Source organism: Bradyrhizobium sp. DN3 (assembly GCF_041357655.1).
In the GTDB taxonomy this organism is placed as follows: Bacteria; Pseudomonadota; Alphaproteobacteria; order Rhizobiales; family Xanthobacteraceae; genus Bradyrhizobium.
The window spans coordinates 1-21823 of record NZ_JAULLN010000004.1; the positions used below are offsets into that span (position 1 = coordinate 1).

The 21823-nt window shown below is 64.4% G+C and carries 21 protein-coding genes and 1 pseudogene; 5 read left to right on the plus strand and 17 right to left on the minus strand.

The genetic code is table 11. The annotated features are described in order from the left end of the window. Positions 1–227: 227 nt before the first annotated feature. Positions 228–1145 (minus strand): NADP-dependent oxidoreductase, encoded by a 918-nt coding sequence (locus AAE027_RS07265; protein WP_370990457.1) that lies wholly within the window; start codon positions 1143–1145, stop codon positions 228–230. Positions 1146–1394: 249 nt separating this feature from the next. On the opposite strand from AAE027_RS07265, the pseudogene AAE027_RS07270 reads away from it, so the two are divergent. Together AAE027_RS07270 and AAE027_RS07275 are read left to right on the plus strand one after the other, a co-directional pair. Continuing rightward, positions 1395–1553: pseudogene (locus AAE027_RS07270) on the plus strand (EamA family transporter); the annotation flags it as partial. A gap of 122 nt (positions 1554–1675) precedes the next feature. Continuing rightward, entirely contained in the window at positions 1676–2542 is an 867-nt protein-coding gene (locus AAE027_RS07275) for an alpha/beta fold hydrolase (RefSeq protein WP_370990458.1), read from the plus strand. Between the two features lie 113 nt (positions 2543–2655). Here AAE027_RS07275 and AAE027_RS07280 read toward each other — a convergent pair whose 3' ends face one another. From AAE027_RS07280 to tolQ, 11 genes are all read right to left on the minus strand, one after another. Beyond that, positions 2656–2895 carry a hypothetical protein gene (locus tag AAE027_RS07280; RefSeq protein ID WP_479714208.1) on the minus strand — a complete coding sequence of 80 codons (240 nt, stop codon included), beginning with the start codon at positions 2893–2895 and terminating at the stop codon, positions 2656–2658. Next, positions 2892–4814, minus strand: a complete 1923-nt coding sequence (gene ftsH / locus AAE027_RS07285) for an ATP-dependent zinc metalloprotease FtsH (protein WP_091880422.1) — start codon at positions 4812–4814, stop codon at positions 2892–2894. Before ftsH ends, AAE027_RS07280 begins: the two co-directional genes overlap by 4 nt. 300 nt (positions 4815–5114) lie before the next feature. Further along, positions 5115–6173 (minus strand): tRNA lysidine(34) synthetase TilS, encoded by a 1059-nt coding sequence (tilS, locus tag AAE027_RS07290; protein WP_370990459.1) that lies wholly within the window; start codon positions 6171–6173, stop codon positions 5115–5117. 80 nt (positions 6174–6253) lie between these two features. Next, entirely contained in the window at positions 6254–7333 is a 1080-nt protein-coding gene (gene ybgF, locus AAE027_RS07295; RefSeq protein ID WP_370990460.1) for a tol-pal system protein YbgF, read from the minus strand. A 187-nt stretch (positions 7334–7520) separates the two neighbouring features. Continuing rightward, positions 7521–8009: a peptidoglycan-associated lipoprotein Pal gene (gene pal, locus AAE027_RS07300; protein WP_035704649.1), complete on the minus strand. Its 489-nt coding sequence runs from the start codon at positions 8007–8009 to the stop codon at positions 7521–7523. A 257-nt stretch (positions 8010–8266) separates the two neighbouring features. Next, entirely contained in the window at positions 8267–9007 is a 741-nt protein-coding gene (locus AAE027_RS07305) for an N-acyl amino acid synthase FeeM domain-containing protein (protein WP_128936516.1), read from the minus strand. 198 nt (positions 9008–9205) lie between these two features. After that, positions 9206–11536 (minus strand): putative bifunctional diguanylate cyclase/phosphodiesterase, encoded by a 2331-nt coding sequence (locus AAE027_RS07310; protein WP_128936517.1) that lies wholly within the window; start codon positions 11534–11536, stop codon positions 9206–9208. 237 nt (positions 11537–11773) lie between these two features. Beyond that, entirely contained in the window at positions 11774–13120 is a 1347-nt protein-coding gene (tolB, locus tag AAE027_RS07315; RefSeq protein WP_370990491.1) for a Tol-Pal system beta propeller repeat protein TolB, read from the minus strand. A gap of 41 nt (positions 13121–13161) precedes the next feature. Further along, the gene (locus tag AAE027_RS07320; RefSeq protein WP_370990461.1) at positions 13162–14121 is read right to left on the minus strand and encodes a protein TolA; all 960 of its coding nucleotides are present in this window, start codon (positions 14119–14121) and stop codon (positions 13162–13164) included. Positions 14122–14125: 4 nt separating this feature from the next. Beyond that, a complete protein-coding gene (gene tolR, locus AAE027_RS07325; RefSeq protein ID WP_279666570.1) occupies positions 14126–14578 on the minus strand; it encodes a protein TolR in 453 nt (150 codons plus the stop codon). A gap of 55 nt (positions 14579–14633) precedes the next feature. Continuing rightward, complete coding sequence (tolQ, locus tag AAE027_RS07330) at positions 14634–15350, minus strand: protein TolQ (RefSeq protein WP_028180156.1); 717 nt, start codon at positions 15348–15350, stop codon at positions 14634–14636. Positions 15351–15808: 458 nt separating this feature from the next. On the opposite strand from tolQ, the gene AAE027_RS07335 reads away from it, so the two are divergent. Further along, positions 15809–16327: a DUF2231 domain-containing protein gene (locus tag AAE027_RS07335; protein WP_091880443.1), complete on the plus strand. Its 519-nt coding sequence runs from the start codon at positions 15809–15811 to the stop codon at positions 16325–16327. Between the two features lie 329 nt (positions 16328–16656). Then, entirely contained in the window at positions 16657–17820 is a 1164-nt protein-coding gene (locus AAE027_RS07340; RefSeq protein ID WP_370990462.1) for an acyl-CoA desaturase, read from the plus strand. A 54-nt stretch (positions 17821–17874) separates the two neighbouring features. Here the strand turns inward: AAE027_RS07340 and AAE027_RS07345 are convergent, their stop codons facing one another. The 5 genes from AAE027_RS07345 to AAE027_RS07365 form a co-directional block, all read right to left on the minus strand. Further along, positions 17875–18051 (minus strand): hypothetical protein, encoded by a 177-nt coding sequence (locus AAE027_RS07345; RefSeq protein ID WP_164934733.1) that lies wholly within the window; start codon positions 18049–18051, stop codon positions 17875–17877. A 392-nt stretch (positions 18052–18443) separates the two neighbouring features. Then, positions 18444–18935, minus strand: coding sequence for a DUF2852 domain-containing protein (locus AAE027_RS07350; protein WP_091880452.1), 492 nt, complete (start codon positions 18933–18935; stop codon positions 18444–18446). Between the two features lie 121 nt (positions 18936–19056). After that, a complete protein-coding gene (locus AAE027_RS07355) occupies positions 19057–19797 on the minus strand; it encodes a TetR/AcrR family transcriptional regulator (protein ID WP_091880455.1) in 741 nt (246 codons plus the stop codon). Between the two features lie 127 nt (positions 19798–19924). After that, positions 19925–20290: a YciI family protein gene (locus AAE027_RS07360; RefSeq protein ID WP_370990463.1), complete on the minus strand. Its 366-nt coding sequence runs from the start codon at positions 20288–20290 to the stop codon at positions 19925–19927. Between the two features lie 60 nt (positions 20291–20350). Continuing rightward, positions 20351–20755 carry a YciI family protein gene (locus AAE027_RS07365; RefSeq protein WP_370990464.1) on the minus strand — a complete coding sequence of 135 codons (405 nt, stop codon included), beginning with the start codon at positions 20753–20755 and terminating at the stop codon, positions 20351–20353. 263 nt (positions 20756–21018) lie between these two features. Between AAE027_RS07365 and AAE027_RS07370 the strand changes: the two genes are divergently transcribed. Further along, positions 21019–21807 carry an SDR family NAD(P)-dependent oxidoreductase gene (locus AAE027_RS07370; RefSeq protein ID WP_370990465.1) on the plus strand — a complete coding sequence of 263 codons (789 nt, stop codon included), beginning with the start codon at positions 21019–21021 and terminating at the stop codon, positions 21805–21807. Positions 21808–21823: the final 16 nt, after the last annotated feature.

The window sequence follows — 21823 nt, forward strand, 5'->3', positions numbered from 1 at the left end:
AGACTGAATCACTGATATCTCTGCGTCGCAACAGCCGTCTTTTTCAACAGAATCGGCCCTTAGCCGAACAACATTGGGCCTTTTGTGATGTCGGCTATCGGCGGTAAACCGGGCGCGGGGCTCGCTCGCTTCGACTGCCGCTTGTGACCTGCTTCGGACATTTGCTTAACGTCCGGCCGACCCGGACAGCGCCGGGCCGGCTGCGTGCATCAATGGGCATGCATCGCTCAGGGACGAACGCGGATGATCGTATTGCCCTTGCGTCGCTCGGTCGGATTTAAGGCGGCGACGGCATCGTCGAGCGTCGAGATGTTGCCGATGTTCGTCCGCAATCGTCCATCCCGTACCCGCTGGACGATCTCACTCAGTTGCGCACGATCGGGCTCGACGACGAAGTCAACCGCCACGCCGTCGGAGGGCCGCGCCTCGGCCGGCCCGACGACAGTCACCAGTATTCCTCCAGCTCGAAGCAGTCCTGCAGACCGCTTCTGGATATCACCGCCGATAACATCAAATACCAGATCGACTTCGCCGACCTCTTCCAGGGCGTCGTTGTCGAGATCGACGAACTCCTTCGCGCCGAAGTCGAGCACCGTCTGACGGTCAGCGGCACGTCCGGTGCCGATGACGTAGGCGCCGGCCTCTCGTGCGAGTTGCGTCACCATCGACCCGACTGCGCCGGCCGCGCCGTGTGCGAGAACGCTCTGCCCCGCGTGAAGGCGGCCGTGCTGGAACAGCCCTTGCCATGCGGTCAGGCCCGAGATCGGCAGGCTCGCGCCCACCGTGAAGTCGACGTCGCCCGGCAGCGGCGCGAGGTTGCGAGCCTCGATCGCCACATACTCGGCCAGCGTGCCGTCGCGATACCAATCCGCGAGGCCGAACACCCGCTGTCCCACCGACAGCCCCGTCGTGCCATATCCGAGAGCGGCGACCACTCCGGCCAGCTCGTGCCCAGGAATCGACGGTGTTCGGTCATGATCGAGGCGATCGGTCCAGGTCGAGGGCCACGCCAGCTCAGTCGGGACAAATCCCGACGCATGAACCTGAACGACGACATCGTTTATCGCTGCCTGCGGCCCGGGCCGCTCCACCAGCTTCATCGCGGCCGTTCCCGCGGTTCGGTCCGTTACAACGATAGCCTTCATGGGAATTATCTCCTCGGTCATTTGTCTCTTTTAGTGTGTTGCAGGGGGCGTGGATGTGCCGGCCATCGACAAAACGCCAGGCAGTGTGGAACTCCTGTCTCCGTGTCTGCGATCTGAGCTGTCTGCATTGACTGGAGCTCCCACTCAGCCTGATGGATCGGGATCGCTCCAGTCGCCGGTGCTAGCGAATAGATGCGTTGCGCCTGGTCATAAAACAGTACCAAGATTGCGGATTCTGGCTGTACCAAGCGCAATGGACCTTTCGGCCTGCTGCTTCCGGTGTTTGCCTTGATGTCGAGCGTGTTGTTGCTTGGCGAGCGCATGACGCCAAAGTTGATCGTCGGTGGGCTGCTCGCGATGTCAGGCGTGGCGATGACACAGGCCAGGCCGAGCGCGCGGCCCGTTTGAACACGGACGTCGCGTCATGGCATCGACATCATCTGTCCGGCCAATGGAGATCACGATGTTGCGACCCCACGCGCCCGCCTGATCATGCGGTAATATCGAATGGTCGAACAGGAAGACGCATCATGAATTTTCGCCGTCTCGTCACCGCGCTTCTCGTCATGGTCTCGATCGGCGCAGCGCATGCGGCGCCGCAATGGCTGAGCCTGCCGCCGACGCCGACACTGCCCAAAGCGGCCCACAGCGGTCTCGCGCCCATCAACGGGGTCAAGATCTGGTACGCGGTGTTCGGCCGCGGTCAGCCCGTCGTGTTGCTGCATGGCGGTCTTGCCAATGCGAACTACTGGGGCCACCAGGTCCGCGCGCTGCAGCAGCACTATCAGGTCATCGTCATGGAGAGCCGCGGCCATGGGCGCAGCAGCCGCAATCAGGAGCCCTACGGTTACGACCTCATGGCCTCGGACGTGGTCGGGCTGCTCGACCATCTCAAGATCAGGAAGGCGGCGATCGTCGGCTGGAGCGGCGGCGCGATCATCGGCCTCGATATCGCCATGAAGCATCCGGAGCGGGTGAGCAAGCTGTTCGCCTTCGCGGCGAACTCGGATCCGTCAGGCGTTGCGGATATCGCTTCGAGCGACGTGTTCAACGCCTACATCGCCAGGGCCGGCGAAGAATACAAGCGCCTCTCGCCGACACCGACGGAGTACAAGAGCTTCGTCGCCGACATCACCAAAATGTGGGAGAGTCAGCCGAAATGGACGGCTTCGGATCTCGCTTCGATCAAGGCCCCGACCTGGATCGTGGACGGCGATCATGACGAGGCGATCAAGCGCGAGAACACCGAGTTCATGGCGACGAACATTCCCGGCGCCGGCCTGTTGCTCCAGCCGGAGGTCAGTCACTTCTCGTTCTTGCAGGATCCCGAGCAGTTCAACGAGGATGTGCTGCATTTCCTGGGGCGTGGCGGAGGCCCGCGCGCATCGCCCAAATGAAGAGCCGTAGGGTGGGCAAAGCGTAGCGTGCCCACCATGTCGACCGTGCGTTCCGAGAGATGGTGGGCACGGCGCAAGTGCGCCTTTGCCCACCCTACAAAGCTGGTGCCACGTCATTGCGAGCGCAACTGCATCAAGATCATCATTGCGAGCGCAGCTCTCAACGCCGTCATTGCGAGGAGCCCTTGCGGCGAAGCAATCCAGAATCCCTCCGCTGTGACAGTCTGGATTGCTTCGCTGCGCTCGCAATGACGGAGTCTGCGGTAATAGCGCCTCCCTCTCGTGTGCGAGACCACAAAAAAACGCGGCGTTGCCGCCGCGTTTTTCAATTCGATCTGCAGCTCGGGGCTCACGCCTGCGGCTGCGGCTCCAGGCCGGGATCCGGATCGGGCCGCGGGCGCGACTTGCCGGCCGGGGGCACGGCGGAGGCGCGCGGCGTGGCCGGCTCCAGCACGGACTCGCGGTTCGGCTTCTTGCCCTTGAGCAGGTCGACGATCTCCTCGCCGGTCAGCGTCTCGAACTCGAGCAGGCCCTTGGCGAGCGTCTCGAGGTCGGCATGCTTCTCGGTGAGGATGCGGGTTGCTTCCTTGTAGCCTTCCTCGACCAGGCGTTTGATCTCGGAATCGATCTTCTGGACCGTTGCCTCGGAGGCGTTCTGCGTCCGCGACACCGACATGCCGAGGAAGACCTCGTCCTGGTTCTCGCCGTAGGAGACGGTGCCGAGCTCTTCCGACAGGCCCCAGCGCGTCACCATCATGCGGGCAAGGCGCGTGGCCTGCTCGATGTCGGAGGCGGCACCCGAGGTCACCTTCTCGCGGCCGAAGATCAGCTCTTCGGCGACGCGGCCACCCATCATGATGGCGAGGCGCGAGGTCATCTGCTCCAGCGACATCGACAGCTTGTCGCGCTCCGGCAGCTGCATGACCATGCCGAGCGCACGGCCGCGCGGGATGATGGTCGCCTTGTGGATCGGATCGGTCGCGGGCACGTTGAGGCCGACGATGGCGTGGCCGCCCTCGTGATAGGCCGTCAGCAGCTTCTCTTCCTCGGTCATGACGAGCGACTTGCGCTCGGCGCCCATCATCACCTTGTCCTTGGCCTCCTCGAACTCGGCCTGCGTCACCATCCGCTTGTTGCGGCGGGCAGCGGTCAAAGCGGCTTCGTTGACGAGGTTCATCAGGTCGGCGCCGGAGAAGCCCGGGGTGCCGCGCGCGATGGTCTTGAGGTTGATATCGGGCGCCAGCGGAACTTTACGAACATGCACCTTGAGGATCTGCTCGCGGCCGACGACGTCGGGATTGGGCACGACGACCTGACGATCGAAGCGGCCCGGACGCAGCAGCGCGGGATCGAGCACGTCGGGACGGTTGGTCGCCGCAATCAGGATCACGCCCTCGTTGGCCTCGAAGCCGTCCATCTCGACCAGCAGCTGGTTCAGCGTCTGCTCGCGCTCGTCATTGCCGCCGCCGAGACCGGCGCCACGGTGACGGCCGACGGCGTCGATTTCGTCGATGAAGATGATGCAGGGCGCGTTCTTCTTGGCCTGCTCGAACATGTCGCGGACACGGCTCGCGCCGACGCCGACGAACATCTCGACGAAGTCGGAACCGGAAATGGTGAAGAACGGCACGTTGGCCTCGCCCGCGACCGCACGCGCGATCAGCGTCTTGCCTGTGCCGGGAGGGCCGACCAGCAGCACGCCGCGCGGAATGCGGCCGCCGAGGCGCTGGAATTTGCCGGGGTCGCGCAGGAATTCGACGATCTCCTGGAGATCCTGCTTGGCCTCGTCGACGCCGGCGACGTCCTCGAAGGTGACGCGACCATGCGCTTCGGTCAGCATCTTGGCGCGCGACTTGCCAAAGCCCATCGCCTTGCCGGCGCCGCCCTGCATCTGTCGCGACAGGAAGATCCACACGCCGATCAGCGCGATGAAGGGCAGCCAGGAGACCAGCAGCGAGACGAACCACGGCACGTTGTCGCCGGGCGGCTTCGCGGTGATCTGCACCTTGCTGTCATAGAGCCGCTTCACCAGCGTCGGGTCGTTCGGCGCATAGGTCTGGAAGCTCGAGCCGTTGGTGAAGGTGCCGTGGATGTCGGGCCCCTGGATCACGACGTCGCGGACATTGCCGCGGTCAACCTCGCTCAGCAGCTGGGAGAAGGCGATGTCCTGCGAGGACGCGCGCTGACCTGGATTCTGGAAGAGCGTGAACAATGCCAATAGCAGCAAGACAATGATGACCCAGAGGGCGAAATTGCGCAGATTGGCGTTCATCGATCTTCCTTCGTGGTCGCGCGGATCGCGGCCCTGATCCTTGGGGAGTTACTTTGGTCAATGCGAGGAAATCCCAAGGAATCCTCTCGGTTAGACGCATACAATTTAGGTGCCGCCCCGGTCGCTGCCAAGGGAACGAGATGGGACTATTTATCCCATCTTAGCGCGATTCCCGCTGAAATAATGGCGTCCTAGCCCGGGTTTTTCCCGCCTGGTTAAGGTCGCCTGACGGCGCCGAGCCGAAACGGCCGGTGTCATGATCCGACCTCATGCAGCCCTCATGCGCGCTTCATGCACCCTTCACGGACCCTTGCGCCGCCGGGCCGGCGCCGGCGCGATGTGGATACGCCCGCCGGCGAGGCTGATCAAGGCTCCCGCAAGGGTCTGCTTCAGGACCGGCCGGCCATTTGCGGCTGCACGGGGACCTGCGGCGATGGCCCGATCAAGCGCGGACATCAGGGTTTCGACCTTGCCGAGTTCCGCCGGCCCCTCGTGCCCGAGCGCGGCGATGGCCCGCAGCAGCAGCCGCAGCCGGACCTCCTCGGGCAGGACGGCAAACGCCGATGCCTCGAAGCTTCGAATGCCCGCCTGCGGCGCAACGTCGCGATCCCGCAAGCGGAGGAAGCGCTCGGCGCCGTCGGCGAGCACCTCGACGGCCGCATTGGCGCGCGCCAGCCTTGCTGCGAGCCGCACGAGCGTGCGGGCATCGCCGCCTTCGGCCGCGAGCTGTGGCAGCAGCGCGCGCAGCCGCGGCCGGGTGAAGGCGGTGTCGCGGTTGGTGGGGTCATCGGCAAAGCCGACCTTCGCCCGCTTCAAGGTCGCGATCAGCTGCGCCTTCGGGACGTCGAGCAGCGGACGCGCCAGCACGATGCCGTCGCGCTCGCTGACACTGGCCATCGCCGACAGCCCGGCAAGTCCACTGCCGCGGAGCATTCGCATCAGCAGGGTCTCGGCCTGGTCGTCGCGGGTGTGGGCCATCAGCACGTGGCTGGCGCCCACGGCCCGTGCGGCCTGTGCGAGCAGGCGATAGCGGGCCTCGCGCGCCGCGGCAGGCAGTCCCGTCTTCGGCTTTGCGCCACGCCAGCGCAGGGTCCGGTGCGGCAGCCCGAGTTCGGTTGCCAGACGCTTGACCTCGCGCGCCTCGCGGGCCGCTTCCGGACGCAGGCCGTGATCGACGGTGACGACGGTGAGTTGCGGGCCGCGCACAAGACTGCGCCGCCAGCGGGCCGCGAGCCACATCAGCGCGACCGAGTCCGGCCCGCCGGAGACCGCGAGCACCAGCGCCGGCGCAGCTTTCAGGCCCGCGAACAGCCGCCTCGCCTCGCGCGCCGAGATCGGAGAATTGTCGTCGTCTGACATGACGGCCCAGCAATCGTCAGCGGATGATTGCGATGTTTAGCGCAGCACCATCCGCGTTGTCAGGACCCTAACGCCACGCGTCAGCACTTCACCCGCTTCTGCTCGCGATCGACCGCGGCTTTGACGCCGGCGGAGGCGCGCGGATATTTGCGGCCGACCTCGCCGAAGGCGGCGCAGGCGGCCTCCTTCTCCTTCAGCGCGGCGAGCGACTGGCCGAGCCGCAGCAGCGCATCCGGCGCCTTGGCCGATTTCTCGTATTTGGTGGTGACGGCGAGGAACGCTTCCGCGGAGTCGCGATATTGCTGGCGCTGGAAGTAGCTCTCGCCGAGCCAGTATTGCGCGTCGCCGAGCAGCGGGTCGCTCGGATATTTCTGCGCAAAATTCTTCATGGTCTGCTCGGCGAGCGCATAGTCCTTGCGCTGCATGTAGCCGATGCCGAGGTCGAACTCGTCGCGCGGCGTTGCTGATGGCGGCAGCGTCGTCAGGCCAACGCCGCCTGATGGCGCGGGACGGCCGGATTGGGCCGGCGGATAGCCGGGCTGCGCGGCCGGGGGAGCGGCCTGTTGCTGATAGCGGGGGCTGGTGTTGGCGAGATCGAGCGGTTCGCCGGCACCGCGTCCGCCAGGGGCACCACTGGGAGCTCCTGCCGGCATCGGCTGCTGACCGCCGCCGAGCGCACGCGGCGCGCCGGGCGCGTTCGGGTTCTGGTTCGGATCGAAGGCATCGCCGCGGCGGCGCGTGCCGGGTGCGCCGGGCGCCGGCTGCTCCTGAACGATCGGCGCGGGAGCGGCGATCTGCGGCTGCTCGTAATTCGGCTGCACGGCCTGCTGCTGCGGCTGCTGCTGGCGATAGCCCGGCGCGACCTGACTTGGCGCGATCTGGGCGGGCGGCATCGCCGCGACATTGGGCGACTGTCCGGGCGCGCCTTGCGCGCCGCCTTCGAGCGCCCGCAGCCGCTCCTCGAGCTGGCGGTTGCGATATTGCAGCTCTTCGTTCTGACCGGTGAGTTGGCGCAGCTGGTTCTCCAGCCGCTCGATCCGCATCTCGGGGTCGGCATCATCCGACTGCGCCAAGACCGACTGCGCAAGTGCGGGCGAGCACAAAGAGAGCAGCGCGGCGATCGCCGCGGTGCCGGTAAAGACCTTAAATCTGGATGACATCTTGCCCTGACGACAAAAGCGAAATGGCCTGCGACGGAACATTTGACGCGCCACACATTGAAGTGGAGTACGCCAAAAATGTGACTGGTACCAAGGGGTTTCTGTCACAGAATGCTGAAACGAAACCGGCGCCCGAGAGGGCGCCGGCATCATCCAGTTCTGAAGCTGAACGGCGCCTGACTGAACGTCAGGAGCTCGCGTTCAGGACGGTGACGGCGCGCCGGTTCTGCGACCAGCAGGAGATGTCGTTACAGACCGCGACCGGCCGCTCCTTGCCGTAGGAGATCGTGCGCATGCGGTTCGGATCGATGCCGCGCGAGGCGAGGAACGAACGCACCGACTGGGCGCGGCGGGCGCCGAGCGCGATGTTGTATTCGCGGGTGCCACGCTCGTCGGCATGACCTTCGATGGTGAAGCTGTAGCGCGGATAGGTCTGGAGCCATTGCGCCTGCTTCTCCAGGGTCACGATCGCCTGCGGGGTCAGATCGGTCTGGTCGCTTTCGAAGAACACGCGGTCACCCACGTTGACGACGAAGTCCTGCTGGCTGCCCGGCGTCGCCGCGTTGGCCATCGCATCCGTCGCAGCATTCTTGTTGGCGCAGGCGCCCATCGACAGCGCGACGGCAAGCACCGCGACCAGCTTCAATCCCTGGAGGATACGCATAGGATGTTTCATTCCGGAGCCTCCACGCTCGCGTTAGTCCACTGCTGTCCGGTCTACAGGGGGTTGGTTAAGCGAACGTTCCGTCAACCTTGACGGAACCTTGCCTCAGCCGATCAAATGCCCCCAACCAGCGAAAAGCACCCATGATGGTTAATGGGTTGTAAATGTGGCGCGAGGGTGAAGGCAAGCCGCGCCAGCGGGCACAGCACTGTTTTTTGCCGGGATTCTAGGCCGAAAGGCGTACGGCGGCCCGAGACGCCGCTTCGGAATCAGGCGTGAACGGCGTCCGCCACGAACACCGGCCGCTGCGGAACGGACCGTTGCGGCGCCTGGCGCTGACCACCGCGCCCGAACAGCATCCGCCGCTCGAAGGCGGTCGACCGCATGATCGGATAGCGCTCGAACACCTTCTTGCGGAAGGTCGGGAAGTCCGCCGCCATCAGCCCGAACGGCTTGGTGAGACCGGGAACCAGCCGGGGCTCGGCGATGGTCTGGTGCAGGAACACCCGGCGGTAGAAGGCCTGGTGCTCGGGGCGCACGATCGCAAGGCCGAGATCGGCATTAAAATGCTCGCAGGCCATGTAGGCGAGGCGCGTCGTCAGATAGGGCAATTCCGGGACGCGTTTGACTTGGTCGGGATCGGCGACGAAGCGGGTCGGGTCGATCATGACCTCGCCGCGGTCGAGCCGCGGCAGCAGGATCTCGGGGAAGACGTCGGCCGAGGTGGACTCGCGCCATTCAGAGGTCAGCACGCTGATGCGCACGGAGCTGCAGAGCTCGCCGTTGAGATAGACGCCGAAGGTCCACGCGTTCGGCAGCTCGTCGTAGCGGTCGGTGACCCGTGCGTCCGCCGATTCCTTGACGGCGCCTTCGCGCCGATAAGCGCGGTAGCGGAGATTGTAGATCTCCTCCTTCTCGTCTGCCGTCTCTGCGAGATGATAGTCGAGGTCGGTGAGGAGTTCTGCCCCTCGCCCAACAGCCGAAATGACCGCTTTGGCCGAGGACTGCATCCCAACTCCTTACCCACACCGCTCACTGCAAATGCGCGCAAGAAAGGAGGATTTCTCCAGAACAACTTCCACGCGCGCGATGAATTATTAACAGCTTCTTAACATCTATGCAAAGCAATCGAATGGTTAGGGTTAACCACCGTAGCATTGCGGTGGCGGCAACAGACTGAAACGGCAGGAAGTTTTTGAGAGGCGGTCTTAAGCGAAGGAGCGCGAGAAGGCGACCTGGAGCGCGCTGTCACCCCGGCGTCCATGCGAGGCGTTGAGGAGCTGGCGCATCCGCACCGCGGGCACCGGACGGCTGAACAGATAGCCCTGCCCCTCGGAGACGGTGCCGTCGGCGCTGATCAGCTCGAGCTGCTCGTTGGTCTCGATGCCCTCGACCACGACGGCCATGCCGAGGTCGGCGGACAGCCGCGCGACGCCGCGCAGCAGCGTCAGCGGCCGGTCGGTATCGATGCCTTCGAGGAAGGAACGGTCGATCTTCACCTTCTGCATCGGGAAATTGTGCAGATAGCTGAGGCTGGAATAGCCGGTGCCGAAATCGTCGAGCGAGATGCGCACGCCGAGCGCATGCAGTTGCGACAGGATGTCGTGCGTGAGCTGGGTGTTGCGCAGCAGCGAGGATTCTGTGATCTCGATCTCCAGGCGATGGGCCGGAAGCCCCGAGACTTCGAGCGCGTAGCGGATTTCGCTCAGCACGTCGCGCTGGTGGAATTGCTGCGGCGAGAAGTTGACGGCGACGCTGACGCCCTCCGGCCACTTCATGCATTCCATACAGGCGCGGCGCAGGATCCAGCGGCCGAGATCGACGATCAGGCCCATGTCCTCGGCGACCGGGATGATGTCGACCGGCGAGACGGTGCCGCGCACCGGATGATTCCAACGCAGCAGGGCTTCGCAGGTGGTGATCTTGCCGGACTTCAGATTGACCAGCGGCTGATAGAACAGCTCGAACTCCTCGTTGGCGAGCGCCTTGCGCAGGTCGAGCTCGAGGATGCGGCGGGCCTCGACGGTTGCCGCCATCTCGTCGCGGAAGAAGCAGAAGGTGCCGCGGCCGTCGGCTTTGGCGCGGTACAGCGCCATGTCGGCGTTCTTGAGCAGCGTATCGGCGCTGGTGCCATCGGGCGAGGTCAGCGCGATGCCGACGCTGGCGCCGATCTCGACCAGATGATTGTCGATGCGATAGCGCTCGCTCAGCCGCTCGACGATGCGGCGGGCGAGACTAGCTGCGTCTTCGGGCGAGGAGATGTTCTGCTGGAACACGACGAATTCGTCGCCGCCGAAGCGGGCGACGAAATCCTCCGGCCGCAACATCTCGCGCAGGCGGTTGGCGACCGCACACAGCAGCTGGTCGCCGCAGGGATGGCCGAGCGTGTCGTTAACCTGCTTGAATTGATCGAGGTCGACGAACAGCAGCGCCGAGAGCCGTTCGGAATGACGCGAATGCGCCAGCAGCCGCTCGATCTCGTCGCGGAAGCTGACGCGGTTGGGCAGCGCCGTGAGCTCGTCATAGCGGGCGAGATGGCTGATGCGGGCTTCGGCGCTGGTGCGTTCGGTGATGTCTTCCAGCAGCAATACCGTGCCGCCGCCGGTCATCGGCTGGAACGTCCAGGCCAACGTGCGGCCGCGCGCCTGATCCGGATCGGCGGTGACGATCTCGCAGATTCGCGCCTTCTCGATCTCGGACAGGATCTGATTGCCGCTCTCCGGCGAGATCGACCCGGCAGCGACGCAGGCCGAGGCGATGTCGGCGGCCGTGGCGCCGCGCTTGACGAGGTCCTCGGGCAGCGCCATGAGCTCGCTGAAGCGGTGGTTCATCACGGCGAGGCGCCGATCGGCGCGAAACATGCACAGGCCGTGCGGCATGTTGTTGAGCGCGGTGTCGAACTGGCTGGCCAACGCGGATTCGCGAAAGCTCGAGGTCAGCGCCTTGACGAAGATCGCGTGCAGGCTGAGGTTGATGTTCTTCAGCGCGATGAAGAACAGCACGAGCAGGATCGCGAGCCCGATATAGTAGAATCCGCCGTGCAGCAGCAAGGCGAGCGACATCGGACCGCAGGCGAGCGCGACGTGCCACTGCACCACCCTGGGCTGGCCGTAATTGCGGGCGGCGCCGCCGGCGGTGTAGCCGACCGTGACGGCGACGCAGAGCATGTTCGCGACCGCGTCGTCGTTGTTGAAGATCACGACGAAGCACCACACGCCGATGACCGCGGCGTAGACGAGCGCGCCGAACCAATAGCGCGGCTCCAGATGCTTGGCCTGCTGGAACGTCAGGCCCGGCACGCGGTTTTCGTAGGGCCGCATCTGAAACGCGCGCCCGGTGCCGATGGCAATGATCAGAAACGCGATCGGCCACAGCAACACATCGCCGGTCTTCAGCGCAGTCATGACCGCGGCCACGGCCGCGGAGGCCGAGCCGAGGAAGATCGCCCAGAAATTCTGCACCATAGAGTTGATGAGAGCGGCGTAGAGTATCGGCTCCAGCTCGTCTCGATCGCTCTGCTTCTGGTCGGCCAGCTGCATTGAGTTGCTACGCGTCCTGTTTGGCGCGTAGTCTTACCCAGACCAGATGAAGCCTTTCTGAGGGAACATCGTTAAAGTCGAGTTGTTTTTCGGCAATAGCGAATTAGTTTCCGCTGATATTTCAAGCACCTAGACAAGTCTTGCCGAGCGCAAGGTGAAGGAAAGCTTGCTTTCCTCACCGAACCCGAAAAAAAACTGCACGCTTTTTCGATAACATCGCGCGTCCAGAGGCGCGATCTATTGACCTGCCGTCGAGGACAGTAGCGGCGACCATGCCGGGTCGGAGGCGAAGCCGGGCGTCGGCACCTTCAGCTCGTTGCGACCGGAGATGTCGACGGTGTACAGCGACGGTCCGGCATTGCCGCCGGGATCACGGAAGAACATCAGCACGCGGCCGTTCGGCGAGAAGGTCGGCCCCTCGTTGTGGAACCCGGAGGTGAGCAGCCGCTCGCCGCTGCCGTCCGGCTTCATGACGCCGATCGAGAACTGCCCGCCGCCCTGCCTGGTGAAGGCGATGTAGTCGCCGCGCGGCGACCACACCGGCGTCGAATAGGTGGCGTTGGTGTCGTCCTTGGAGAACGAGATGCGCTGCGCCTGCCCACCACCCGCGGCCATCACGTAAATCTGCGACCTGCCGCCGCGATCGGATTCGAAGCAGATGCGGGCGCCATCTGGAGAATAAGAAGGAGAAGTGTCGATCGCCGGCGTGTCGGTGAGGCGCGTGGTCGAGCGCGAGCGCAGATCCATCACGAACAGGTTGGAATTGCCGCCCTGCTGCAAGCTCATGATGACGCGCTGGCCGTCCGGCGAGAACCGCGGCGCAAAGGTCATGCCCGGGAAGTTGCCGACGATCTCGCGCTGGCCGGTCTCGATGTTGAACAGATAGACCTTCGGATCGCCCTGGCCGAACTCCATATAGGTGATCTCTTGCGAGTTCGGTGAGAAGCGCGGCGTCAGCACGAGGTCGGAGCCGCGCGTCAGATAGCGCACATTGGCGCCGTCCTGGTCCATCATCGCGAGCCGCTTGACGCGGCGCTCCTTCGGCCCGCTTTCGTCCACGAACACCACACGGCTGTCGAAATAGCCCTTCTCGCCGGTCATCCGCTCGTAGATCTGGTCGGAGATGATGTGGGCGATGCGCCGCCAGTATTCCGGCGAGGTGAAATATTGCTGGCCGGCGAGCTGCTGGCCGGAGACCACGTCCCAGAGGCGAAATTCAGCCTTGAGGCGGCCGTCCGGCTGCCGCGTCATGCGACCGGTGACGAGGGCCTGCGCGTTGATGGTCTTCCAGTTCTGGAATTGCGGCGCGACGTCGATGTTGCTGATGCGCTCGATGAAGGCGGCCTGGTCGATCGGCGCGAACAGGCCTGAGCGCTTCAGATTGTTGGTGATCACTTGCGTGACGCCGTTGCCGACGTCGCCGTCGGACGGCGAGCCCGGCAGGAAATTGGTGATGGCGATCGGGACCGGCTGGAATTCGGTAGGATCGATGCGAAGCCGCGGCTGCCCCTGGGCCAAAGCGTGTCCACCCCCGAGCATCGCGAGTGCCGATCCGGTGACGGTCATGAAGCGGCGGCGGTTCATCGAACGGGCATCATTCATCGCAAAATTCTTTTGTTCGGATGTCACAACATATCTTTCAGACCGAAAGTCATCGGAATGAGCTTCCAGCTCTCGTACTGCTGCTTCGGCATGAACGAATAGACCTGGCACTGCACGATGGCGCGCTTGGCGCTCTCCGCCACCGCCTGGGCGATCGACCGCGACGGTCCTCGCACCGCGACGACGATCGGCTCGGCCGCCAGCGATCCGTCGATCTTCATGGGAATGTCGATGTCGGCTTCATACTGGTCGGCGTCTTGCCCGTTATAGGTCGGCGTGAAGCAGCGCTTGACCGCGCCCTGGAATGCACCGCGCCAGGTCGCGACGTTGTTTGCGGCGGTCCCGGTCGCCGCTCCCAGCGATGCCGACGCATTCAGGGCCGAGCCGGCGAGCTCATGCCGGGTCGCGGCGCGCTTGTCGAGATCGCGCTGGATCTGCGCGGGGTCGAAGGTACGCTCCTTCGGCTTCGGCTGCTGCTGAGGCTGCACCGCCGCGACCTTCTGCTCGACGGGCTTCGGCGGCGGTTTCTTCGTCTCCAGCTTCTTCTGCAGCTCGGCGATCGGATCTTCCTTGGCCGGATCAGGCTTCTTTTCCTGCGGCTTCGGTTCTTCCTTCGGCTTGGCCTCGGCGACGGGCTTCGGCGGCTCAGGCTTCTTCTCGACCGGCTTCTCCACGGGTTTTGGTGGCGGCTCGGGCGTCGAGTTGGTCTTGATCAGCTCTTTCTTCTCGGTGACCTTGCCGACGGCGTCTTCCTCGGGCTTGGGCTCGGCGATCTTCTCGACCTTCGGCTTCGGCTTGTCCTTCTCGCCGGTCTTCTGCCCCGCCATCATCTTGGCGAGTTGATCCGAGGAGATGATGTCGACCGGAAGCGACTCCTCCGGCGCGATGTAGGCCTTGCTGCTAAAGGTGACGAGGCCCCATCCCAGCACGAGGACATGGAGGGCAATCGACGCAACGAGTGTCTTGTCGACGTTCACCTTCACCGGCCTAGGACCCCTGATCCGCTTCCGTGACGAGGGCGAGCTTCTTGAAGCCGGCGCCGGACAACAGGCCCATCACCCTGGCCACCGTCCCGTAATCGGCCTTCTTGTCGGCACGGAGATAGATGCGTTCCTCGAGCCCGCCGCGGGCGTCCGTGATCGCCTTGAGCTTGGGCACCAGCTCGTTAATCGCGATCTCGGCGTCGTTGATGAACACCTTGCCCTTGATGTCGACCGACATCTGGATCGGTTTCTGGTCGTTCTGCTCGAGGCTCTTGGCCTGGGTCTGCGGCAGATCGAGCGGCACGCCGACGGTGAGCAGCGGTGCCGACACCATGAAGATGATGAGCAGCACCAGCATCACGTCGACCATGGGGGTGACGTTGATCTCGGCCATGACCGGCTTGCGCCGGCTGCGGCGCCCGCCGCCTCCGGACGAACTCGCGACGTTCATGCCCATGGTCTGGTGCCCAAATTGCCCTTCACACTATACATGCCGTCATACATGCCCTCCGTCAGCCCCGCTCGTCGATCTGACGTGACAGAATGGCGGAAAATTCATCGGCGAAGCCTTCGAGCCGCTGGGCCTGCCGATTCACCTCGGACGTGAACTTATTGTAGAAAATAGTGGCAGGAATGGCGGCGATGAGACCGACGGCGGTCGCAAACAGCGCCTCCGCGATGCCAGGGGCCACCACCGCCAGAGAGGTGTTTTTCGACGCCGCGATCGACTGGAAGCTCGACATGATGCCCCAGACCGTGCCGAACAGGCCGACGAAGGGGCCGGCGGAGCCGACGGTCGCGAGCACCAGGAGCCGGCGTTCCAGCCGCTCGACCTCGCGCGCGATCGAGACGTTCATCACCTTGTCGATGCGCATCTGCAAGCCCGCGACCGAGCGGGCATGGCTCTCGAAGGAACGCTTCCATTCGCGCATCGCCGCCACGAAGCAGGCCGCCATGGAATGGGTCGGCTTGGCCGAAAGCGTGCGATAGAGCTCCTCGATCGACTCGCCGGACCAGAACGCCTGCTCGAAACGATCCATCGAGCGCCGTGTGCGCGCGTAAAGAAAGATCTTGTCGATGGCGATCGCCCAGACCCAGACCGAGCAGGACAGAAGTCCCAGCATCACCGCCTTCACGATCCAGTGAGCCTGCCAGAACAGCGCAATCAGCGACACGTCGGCGGAGGCAGCAACCGGAAGGGCTGACTGAGCCACGTCGGCCGGATTCATAAGCAGTATCCTCTCAAGGCGATCGTTACCTAATGTCCTTCGGCCAGCAAATGGCGGCCGGTGTCCTCTAACAGCCGCGCTAGAACCGGCGCGGCCGGCAAGCCCGCTCAAAGCCTTGGTTTTTTGGGGTGCAGGGCTCGTCCAAAAGGCTCTCCAAAGCCGGCCGCCTGCATTCCCCGCCAAGATGTCAAAACTATGGGCCTCGACACGGCTTCGGGCGCGACTGTCCGCAATTACCAGAGCCCGGCGTTGGTTAATGCGGGGTTACCGGGAACGAATTTGGCTGCGGGAAAGGCAGGCAGCGCAGGAGGATGGGGGGCGGACAGGGTCCGCTGCGTCCGAGATACGAGAGTTCCGCTTCCTCCCGCACATGGCATGAGGAGCGCCCCCGTGCCTGCAGGAACCAGCCCTCGCCCGGAAAAGTTGTTCCGGAAATTCATCTTTGGCGAGGTTTTGCCATGAGCATCAACCCCAAAACGACCGCCGCGATCGGCGATCACCCCTTGCACCCCATGCTGATTCCGTTCCCCGTCGCCTTCCTGGTCGGCGCGCCGATCGCCGACCTTGCGTTCATCGGAACCGGTGATGCTTTCTGGGCTCGCGCCGCGATCTGGCTGATCGGCGCCGGCATCGTCATGGCGCTCGTTGCTGCCGTAGCCGGTTTTACCGACTTCTTGAGCGAGCCCCGGATCCGCAGCCTCGAAGATGCCTGGTATCACATGGTCGGCAATCTCGCGGCGGTCGTGCTGGCGCTGGTCAACTTCTATCTCCGTTACGCGCAAGGCACTGAAGCTGCGGTCAAGCCGTGGGGCGTGGTGCTGTCGCTCATCGTCGTCGGCATCCTCCTGTTCACGGGATGGAAGGGCTGGGAGATGGTGCACCGGCATCACGTCGCGGTGCTGGACGCGCCAGGCCAGACCAGCTCGGAGCCGGTCATGCCGCCTCATGGCGGCGAGAGCGACCGGCGGGCCGCCTGAGCGAGGCGCGCATCAAGCGGCCGAAGCGGGCTCGGGGCAGTTGGTGAGCTGCGGCAGGATTGCCGACTGCCGTGCAGGGTCGTCGGCGGCCGGTGCGCCAAGCTGGCCAGCGCAGTTTCCGTGAGACTACGTGCTTGCATAGCAGGCATTCAGGACCATATGCTCAATTATCGAGCTTCGGCCGACTGCTTTGGCCGGAATCTCCTGGCAAAGCATCTCGTTCACGACCCCGCGGTGGCACGCCATCAGCGGGGTTTTTCGCAGGCGGCCGACTTCAGCTCCGCCGGAGCGAATCCCGCATCCTCTTGGTTCAAGGTCCTTCCGAAAACATGTCGCCCAATACCGCCGCCGACGACCAGCACGACGACATCATGTATCCCTCCGCCCTGCCGTTTCTCCTGGTCCATCTCGGCTGTGTTGCGGCGATCTGGTCAGGCATCGATTGGCAGGCCGTCGCGATCTGCGTCTCACTCTATTGCGTGCGGATGTTTGCGATCGGAGCCGGCTACCACCGCTACTTCTCACATCGGGCGTTTGCGACCAGCCGGGCGTTTCAGTTCATCCTGGCCTGCCTCGCGCAGAGCAGCGCGCAGAAGAGCGTTTTGTGGTGGGCGGCCAAGCATCGGCACCATCACTTGCATTCCGATACCGAGACCGACGTGCATTCGCCGCGTCACCGCGGCTTCCTCTACAGCCATCTCGGCTGGATTTTTTCGCGGCAACACGACACGACCGATCTCGTGAAGGTCGGCGATCTCGCCGCCTATCCGGAGCTGATGTGGCTGCATCGGCTGGAGTTGCTGCCGGCTTTCGCGCTTGCAACGCTCTGCTTCCTGGCGGCGGGCTGGTCCGGCCTGGTGGTTGGCTTCCTCTGGAGCACGGTGCTGCTCTATCACGCGACCTTCTGCATCAATTCCCTCGCCCATGTGCATGGACGCAAGCGGTATGTGACGGGCGATGACTCCCGCAACAACTGGCTGCTGGCGCTGTTCACGCTGGGTGAGGGCTGGCACAACAATCACCACGCCTACCAGAGCAGCGTGCGACAAGGCTTCCGCTGGTGGGAGATCGACGTGACCTATTACGTCCTGAAAGTCTTGTCGTGGATCGGCGTCGTCTGGAACATGAAGGCACCGCCCGAACAGGTGCTGCGCAACGAGCAGCCGCTCGGCGCACGGGTCATCAATCGGGCGGCCCGCGAGCTTGCCGGACGGTTCGATGCGCAGACGCTCGCGCACGCGATCTCGTCGGCGCGGCGCCGGGCCGACCTCGCCCAGCTGCAACTGCCGACCCTGCACGACATCCTCAATCGCGCGCATGAAGGCGTCGATGCGCTGACGCATCTGCATCTGCCGAAGATACCGACCCGGGACGAGTTTCTCGCCGAGGCCAAGGCGATGTTCGCGCGAACACGATCGCTCAACGAGATCGTGGACCACGCCTACGAACACTTCCTGGCGTCGGTGCGCGCGCAGCTCGCGACCACGACCTGAACCCACGCGGAAAACGCGTTGTCAGGACTTGTCGCGCCTCCCACAGCCCGGGTCCTACGGCACCTTCTGGTCCTGCACGTGCCCGTAGACCACACCGCAGAACGAGCGCTGGCCCGGACACCGGCCAAAATGGCAATCCGGATCAAGCGCGCAGCCGCCGTAGACGAGGCCGATATAGCCCAACACTGCGAACGCGGTGATGCCGAGCAGCAATCGGGTGTGGCGGTCCATGAACTTCGTCCTGGAATAACCTGCGCCCATCGGCGAAGCGGCACGCACACATCCTAGTGTCGATAGACGCACCGTTCGAGGACCGGCGCTGACATTTTCGCAACATCATGACCGGGCTTGGCGCCTTCGCTGAAGTTTCGGCAGCCGACCACATTTGTGGGCCCGGCGCAGCCTTGGCGGAGCCGAGTCCCGGCCGTTCACGCCTTGCCCCGCGGTGCAAGAACGTGGATGCCAGGGACAAGCCCGGGCATGACAATCCCTCGCAGGTCCGGCGGACGAGGAAGGTACCAAAAACCAAACCGCCCGCCTGCGGGTTGCGCAGGCGGGCGGCTCGGGCCATCAGGACTTTGGGGGCATGCGCCTGAAGGCTTTGAGAGGTGTCATTTCCCGGATCAGCCCTGCTGCTGGTCGTTGGGCGGCGGGGTCGGACGCGTCTTGTGCTGCGCCATGAATTGGTCGAACTCTTCCTTGTCCTTGGCGTGACGCAGCCGGCTCAGGAAATCCTTGAACTCGCGCTGCTCTTCCTCGAGCCGCTGCAGCGTCTCGGCGCGATATTCGTCGAAGGCGCGGTTGCCGGATGACGGCGGGCCGAAGCCAAAACCGAAGCCACGGCGCTCCATGCGATCGCGCATGCGGTCCATCTTGTACTGCATCCTCTCCATCTTGTTCTGCCAGCGATCCTGGTGGCTCCAGCACGACATTCTTCTGCTCCCGAGTGTGAAAAAGAGAAGGGCAAGTCCGATCGGCCACCAGATGATGAAGCCGAGAATGGTCACGGCGATCCAGCCGGGATGCCAGGGCGTCTCGAGCATGTGAGGACGTTGGTACTGTTGGTATTGGTCCGAGGGGCCGCGCCATCGATTGACATCAGCGGTGTAGGCCATTTCCCATCTCCATCACGGCATCAGCGCCGTTGTGAATGTAAATAACATTTACATAGCTAGACCATCCCGCGATTTTGTCAAGCCGACCACAAGACAGGCCCGCGGAATTATTTGCGCAACTTTATTTCGGCTTGCCCCAAGGACCGCCGGGCGGCACCCCAGAACCGGAGGACGCCTCCGGTGGCACCGGCGGTGGCTCGGCGCTCTTCGCTGGCGGACGGCGGTCGGTCGGGAAGCCGAGGCCACGCAGATAAATCAGCACCTCGGCTTCGAGCAGTTCGTCCGGCGACATCGGCAGTTTTCGCCGTGCGGCATCGCCGCGGGAAAACAAGGAAGCCACGCCATGCGCCATCGACCAGATGTGCAGCGCCATCATCATCGCCGGCGGCCGCGGCGTGCCAGGCGGCGTTAGCGCCGCAAGCCGTTCGGCCGCGGCGCGAATGATGTTGAAGGCACGTTCGCTCGCGGCCTGAAGCGCCGGATTGGCATCGACCGGCACGCCCGATTCGAACATCGCATTATAGAAAGCGGGCTCCTCGCGGGCGAAGGCGAGATAGGTCTTACCGACGCGCTCGAACGCGGTGACCGTATCAGGACGCCCGTCGTCCCAGGCCGCGGCCAAGCGTGCCTCGAACTGCTCGAAGCCGCGCTGGGCGATCGAGGACAACAGCTCGTCGCGGTCGCGGAAATGCCGGTAGGGCGCCGCCGCGCTGACCCCGGCCATGCGCGCGGCATCGGCAAAGGTGAAGCCGGCCGCGCCCTTCTCGGCGATCAGGCCTAGAGCGGCCTGCAATAGGGCTTCTTTCAGATTGCCGTGGTGATAGCCGCGCTCGGCGCGGCGTTGCTCCTTGCGCCAGCTCATGTGAACGACTTTTACATGAGCCGGGCGTGAAGGTCACTAGCGGCGATGCGGCGTAATTAACCCCGTACTTTCACGGTCCTGCCGGCCCGATGCGTCGACATCGAGCCGGAAACGAGTTCGCCCGAAGCTACATCTGCGGAATCGGCAGCACGGGCATGACTTCGATCGCCTCGCCCGGGAAGATCGCAAAATGCGGATGGTTCTCGAACAGCTTGGCAGCTTCCTCTTGCGAGGCGGCCCGCACCACCGTGAAGCCGGTCAGCGCATTGCTGATCTCTGTAACGCCGCTTCCGTCGATCCTGCGGGTCTTGCCGAGCGGGCCGCCGATCTCGACGATGACGGCCTTGTGCTTCTCGACCCAGCCGCGCCAGGCGGCCATGCCCTGCTGTTCCTTTGCTTTCCGTTCGGCCTCGGGCAGCGCGCGCCAGGCCGCCATTTTCGAGCCGTTCATGCTGCCGAGATAGACGGCGAGGAATTTGTGTTCGGTGCTCATCGGTTTTCTCCTTGTTGATCAATTGAACGTCAGTCGCAATTTCGTCGCGACCCGCCGCGGCTACCTCTTCAGGTCGTCGAATCCGGCGGCCGCTGCCTGCACCTCCGGCGGAAAGTCGCCCATCTCCTGCACCTGCCGGATCTCGATGATTTCGTTGGGCGAAGCCGGGCACTTCTTCGCCCAGGCGATCGCCTCGGCGCATGAGGCAACCTCGATCATCCAGTAACCGCCCAAAACTTCCTTGGCCTCAGCGAAGGGTCCATCGGTGACAATGGGCACGCCGGTCGCAAACGAGACACGTGCGCCCATCGAGGGCGGATGCAGGCCGTCGAGCGTGATCAGCACGCCGGCATCCTTCAGCGCCTCGTTGTAGCGCATCATCGCGGCAACGCGTTCCGGATCGAGCTGCACATTCGGCGGCGCGCTCTCGTAACCGAGCGGGATCATGAGCATCATGAATCGCATGGGGGTTCCTTGTTGCTCGCTGTCATTCCGGGGCGCGACGAAGTCCAGCCGGCCCGCATTCCCCTGTAAGACGAACGACCCCTCGCCGCCCCGACAGCGGCGCAGAAAAAATTTGGCGGCCGCGCCAGCGACTGCGGCAGGCGCATTCGGGCCGGACCGGGATCGATAGGTTCGGGCTGAGACCTTTCTTGCCCGAACGAAAGCGAAGTAAAAGGAGCCCGCGCTCACGCGCCCCTCCTCCCGGACACAGGACAGATCAGCCAATGCCGCAAGCCCCGCAAAAAGTCGCCCTCGTCACCGGAGCCGCGCGCGGCATCGGGCTTGCGACCGCGAAGAAGTTCCTCGCCGAGGCTTGGCGCGTGGCGCTGCTCGACATCGAGGGCGAGCTGCTCGGCCGCGCGGTCGCCGAGATCGGCCAAAGCGAGGCGACGCTGGCGCTGACCTGCGACGTCTCGGACAAGGCGGCGGTCGGCGCGGCGATGACCGCGATCGAAGGGCGGTTCGGCCGGCTGGATGCGCTGGTCAACAATGCCGGCATTGCCGTGTTCGCGCCGCTGATGGAGACGTCGGAGGCTGACTGGCGCCGCGTGCTCGAGGTCAACCTCACCGGCCCGTTCCTCTGCACCAAGGCGGCGGTGCCCTTGATGCGCGACGGCAATGGCGGCGCCATCGTCAACATCACCTCGATCTCGGCGGTGCGCGCCTCGACGCTGCGCTCGGCCTACGGCACCAGCAAGGCGGGGCTGGCGCACCTCACCAAGCAGCTCGCGGTCGAGCTCGCGTCGCTCAATATCCGCGTCAACGCGGTCGCGCCGGGGCCTGTCGACACCGCGATGGCGAAGCAGGTTCACACCAAGGAGATCCGCGCCGACTATCACGACGCCATTCCGCTCAACCGTTACGGCCTGGAAGAGGAACTCGCGGAAGCGATCTACTTCCTATGCTCGGCAAATGCGAGCTACATCACCGGCCAAATTTTGGCCGTTGATGGCGGCTTCGATGCGGCGGGTATCGGCCTGCCGACGCTGCGCGGCCAGCGGCGCAACGGGTAGGAGCGGAATTTGTAGG

Coding starts and splice junctions, on each gene's coding strand:
- AAE027_RS07265 (WP_370990457.1), bottom strand. CDS start 1,145: ATGAAGGCTATCGTTGTAACGGACCGAACCGCGGGAACGGCCGCGATG.
- AAE027_RS07275 (WP_370990458.1), top strand. CDS start 1,676: ATGAATTTTCGCCGTCTCGTCACCGCGCTTCTCGTCATGGTCTCGATC.
- ftsH (WP_091880422.1), bottom strand. CDS start 4,814: ATGAACGCCAATCTGCGCAATTTCGCCCTCTGGGTCATCATTGTCTTG.
- tilS (WP_370990459.1), bottom strand. CDS start 6,173: ATGTCAGACGACGACAATTCTCCGATCTCGGCGCGCGAGGCGAGGCGG.
- ybgF (WP_370990460.1), bottom strand. CDS start 7,333: ATGTCATCCAGATTTAAGGTCTTTACCGGCACCGCGGCGATCGCCGCG.
- pal (WP_035704649.1), bottom strand. CDS start 8,009: ATGAAACATCCTATGCGTATCCTCCAGGGATTGAAGCTGGTCGCGGTG.
- AAE027_RS07305 (WP_128936516.1), bottom strand. CDS start 9,007: ATGCAGTCCTCGGCCAAAGCGGTCATTTCGGCTGTTGGGCGAGGGGCA.
- AAE027_RS07310 (WP_128936517.1), bottom strand. CDS start 11,536: ATGCAGCTGGCCGACCAGAAGCAGAGCGATCGAGACGAGCTGGAGCCG.
- tolB (WP_370990491.1), bottom strand. CDS start 13,120: ATGAACCGCCGCCGCTTCATGACCGTCACCGGATCGGCACTCGCGATG.
- tolR (WP_279666570.1), bottom strand. CDS start 14,578: ATGGGCATGAACGTCGCGAGTTCGTCCGGAGGCGGCGGGCGCCGCAGC.
- tolQ (WP_028180156.1), bottom strand. CDS start 15,350: ATGAATCCGGCCGACGTGGCTCAGTCAGCCCTTCCGGTTGCTGCCTCC.
- AAE027_RS07335 (WP_091880443.1), top strand. CDS start 15,809: ATGAGCATCAACCCCAAAACGACCGCCGCGATCGGCGATCACCCCTTG.
- AAE027_RS07340 (WP_370990462.1), top strand. CDS start 16,657: ATGTCGCCCAATACCGCCGCCGACGACCAGCACGACGACATCATGTAT.
- AAE027_RS07345 (WP_164934733.1), bottom strand. CDS start 18,051: ATGGACCGCCACACCCGATTGCTGCTCGGCATCACCGCGTTCGCAGTG.
- AAE027_RS07350 (WP_091880452.1), bottom strand. CDS start 18,935: ATGGCCTACACCGCTGATGTCAATCGATGGCGCGGCCCCTCGGACCAA.
- AAE027_RS07355 (WP_091880455.1), bottom strand. CDS start 19,797: ATGAGCTGGCGCAAGGAGCAACGCCGCGCCGAGCGCGGCTATCACCAC.
- AAE027_RS07360 (WP_370990463.1), bottom strand. CDS start 20,290: ATGAGCACCGAACACAAATTCCTCGCCGTCTATCTCGGCAGCATGAAC.
- AAE027_RS07365 (WP_370990464.1), bottom strand. CDS start 20,755: ATGCGATTCATGATGCTCATGATCCCGCTCGGTTACGAGAGCGCGCCG.
- AAE027_RS07370 (WP_370990465.1), top strand. CDS start 21,019: ATGCCGCAAGCCCCGCAAAAAGTCGCCCTCGTCACCGGAGCCGCGCGC.